General features: G+C 64.3%; 3 protein-coding genes. All 3 read left to right on the top strand.

Annotated elements, in window-relative coordinates; all coding sequences use genetic code 11:
* On the top strand, positions 1-505 hold a 505-nt coding region (locus G113_RS19780; RefSeq protein ID WP_005912834.1), incomplete at its 5' end, for a glutamine amidotransferase-related protein.
* Between the two features lie 15 nt (positions 506-520).
* Positions 521-1,534 carry an anthranilate phosphoribosyltransferase gene (gene trpD, locus G113_RS19775; RefSeq protein WP_005912831.1) on the top strand — a complete coding sequence of 338 codons (1,014 nt, stop codon included), beginning with the start codon at positions 521-523 and terminating at the stop codon, positions 1,532-1,534.
* On the top strand, positions 1,534-2,573 hold a 1,040-nt coding region (trpCF, locus tag G113_RS19770), incomplete at its 3' end, for a bifunctional indole-3-glycerol-phosphate synthase TrpC/phosphoribosylanthranilate isomerase TrpF (protein ID WP_005912829.1). The genes trpD and trpCF, both read left to right, overlap by 1 nt.

The raw sequence follows: 2,573 nt of genomic DNA, 5'->3' as shown, positions 1-2,573 counted from the left end.
CAACAGCCTGCCCGCGCAACGTATCATGGCGGAGATTGCCGCCTGCGGTGGTGACGCCGTGCTGGTGCTCTCCCCGGGGCCGGGCGCCCCCCATGAGGCGGGTTGCCTCATTGATCTCATCAAGCTGGCCCGCGGGCATGTGCCCATCCTCGGCATCTGCCTCGGCCATCAGGCGCTGTGTGAAGCCTATGGCGGCACCGTCGGCGCCGCCGCCGAGATAGTTCATGGCAAGCGCTCCTTGATAGAGCACGACGCTCATGGCGCCTTTGCCGGTCTGCCAAGTCCGTTGCCGGTGGCTCGCTACCACTCCCTGGTCGCCACTTATGTACCGGAAGAGCTGACGGTGATTGCCCACTATCAGGGCATGCCCATGGCCATCGAGCAGCGCGACGAGCGGGTGCTTGGCTTCCAGTTCCATCCCGAATCCATCATGACCAGCGAAGGGGCCCGTCTGCTCACCCAGGCGCTCGCTCATATCACCCGCCCCGAAAGCAGCGTGCGTTAAGGAAAGGAGACCCTCATGCATCATCATCTCAATACCCTCTTCCAGGGACAGTCCCTGAGCCGGGATGCGGCCCGTGAGGCCTTCGGCCAGGTGGTGCGCGGCGAAGTGGACCCCATAGTCCTGTCCAGCCTGCTCACAGCCCTCAAGCTCAAGGGAGAGACCCCGGAGGAGATAACGGGCGCCGCCGAGGCGCTGCTGGCCGAAGCCCGGGACTTCCCGCGCCCCGATTATCCCTTTTGCGACATCGTCGGCACCGGCGGCGATGGCCTCAATACCATCAATGTCTCCACCACCTCGGCCCTGGTCGCCGCCGCCTGCGGCCTCAAGGTCGCCAAGCACGGCAACCGCTCGGTCTCCAGCAAATCAGGCTCGAGCGATCTGCTCGACAAGATGGGCATCAAGCTCGATATGAGCCCGGCACAGGCCCGGCGCTGCCTTGACGAGCTAGGCATCTGCTTCCTGTTCGCCCCCCAGTACCACGCAGGGGTGCGCCACGCCATGCCGGTGCGCCAGGCGCTCAAGACCCGCACCCTGTTCAATGTGCTGGGCCCCCTCATCAACCCGGCCCGTCCGACCTATCAACTGATGGGTGTCTATGCCCCGGAGCTGGTGCGTCCCATCGCCGAAACCCTGCTGGCCTTGGGATTGAAAACCGGTATGGTGGTACACGGTGCGGGCCTGGACGAAGTGGCCATTCACGGCCCGACCCAGGTCGCCGAGATCCGGGACGGCGAGATCCGTGAGTACCTGCTCACCCCGGCCGATTTCGGGCTCGATACCTACCCGGTCAGCGCCATTCAAGGGAGCGAGCCGGAAGAGAACCGGGCCATCACCGCCGCCATCCTGGCGGGACAAGGTACCCAGGCCCACAATGCCGCCATCGCCGCCAACGTCGCCCCGCTGCTGGTGATGGCAGGCAAGGCCCCGGACTTCAAACGCGCCGCCGCCCAGGTGCTGGCCAAGCTCGCCAGCGGTGAAACCAGCGCACTCGCCCAGGCGCTGGCCGCCCTGAGCCATCAGGAGGCATGATGTCAGCCGTTATCAGTCACCACAGTATCAATCGCAGCAAGGATATCGAGATGCTTAACCACCCCTCCCTGAGCCAGACCATTCTCGGCAAAATTGTGGCGGCCAAGCAGGAGTGGGTGGCGGCCCGCAAACTGGCCCAGCCCCTCGCAAGCTTCCAGGGCGCGCTGCTGCCCAGTGACCGCGACTTCGAAGGAGAACTGCGCGCAGGCGGTACCCGCTTCATTCTGGAGTGTAAGAAGGCCTCTCCCTCCAAGGGGCTGATCCGTGATGATTTCAGCCCCGAAGCCATCGCCGATATTTATGGCAAATACGCCACCGCCATCTCGGTGCTGACCGACGAGAAGTTCTTCCAGGGGGATTTCGCCTTCCTGCCAAGGGTGCGGGCCCGGGTCAGCCAGCCGGTCTTGTGCAAGGACTTCATGATAGATCCCTATCAGGTCTATCTGGCCCGCCACTATCAGGCGGACGCCATCTTGCTGATGCTCTCTGTGCTCACCGATGAGGGTTATCGCACCCTGTTCAAGGTTGCCAAGGCGCTGGGCCTTGGCGTCTTGACCGAGGTGAGTAATGAAGAGGAGCTGGATCGTGCCCTGGCGTTGGGCTCGCCGGTGATCGGCATCAACAACCGGGATCTGCGGGACATGAGCGTGAGCCTGAACCGCACCCGCCAGCTGGCGGCGCAGATCCCGGCGGATCGCGTGGTCATCAGCGAGTCAGGCATCCAGGATCGCAGCCAGGTCGCCGACCTGCGTCACCATGCCAAGGGCTTCCTGGTGGGGTCCTCCCTGATGAGTGAATCTGACCTGGAAGGGGCGGTGCGCAAGCTCACCCTGGGCCAGAACAAAGTATGCGGTCTGACCAAGCCGGAAGATGCCGCCGCTGCCCACCAGGCGGGCGCCGTGTTTGGCGGCCTCATCTTCGTGGCCAAGAGCCCGCGCTATGTGGATATCCCGAGCGCCCGCACCGTGATGGCTGGCGCACCGCTTGCTTACGTGGGGGTGTTTCGCAACGCCGGGATCAACACCATAGCCCAGACGGT

The sequence above is a fragment of the Aeromonas molluscorum 848 genome (assembly GCF_000388115.1).
Lineage (GTDB): Bacteria > Pseudomonadota > Gammaproteobacteria > Enterobacterales > Aeromonadaceae > Aeromonas > Aeromonas molluscorum.
This window is presented reverse-complemented; position numbering and strand designations above follow the sequence as displayed.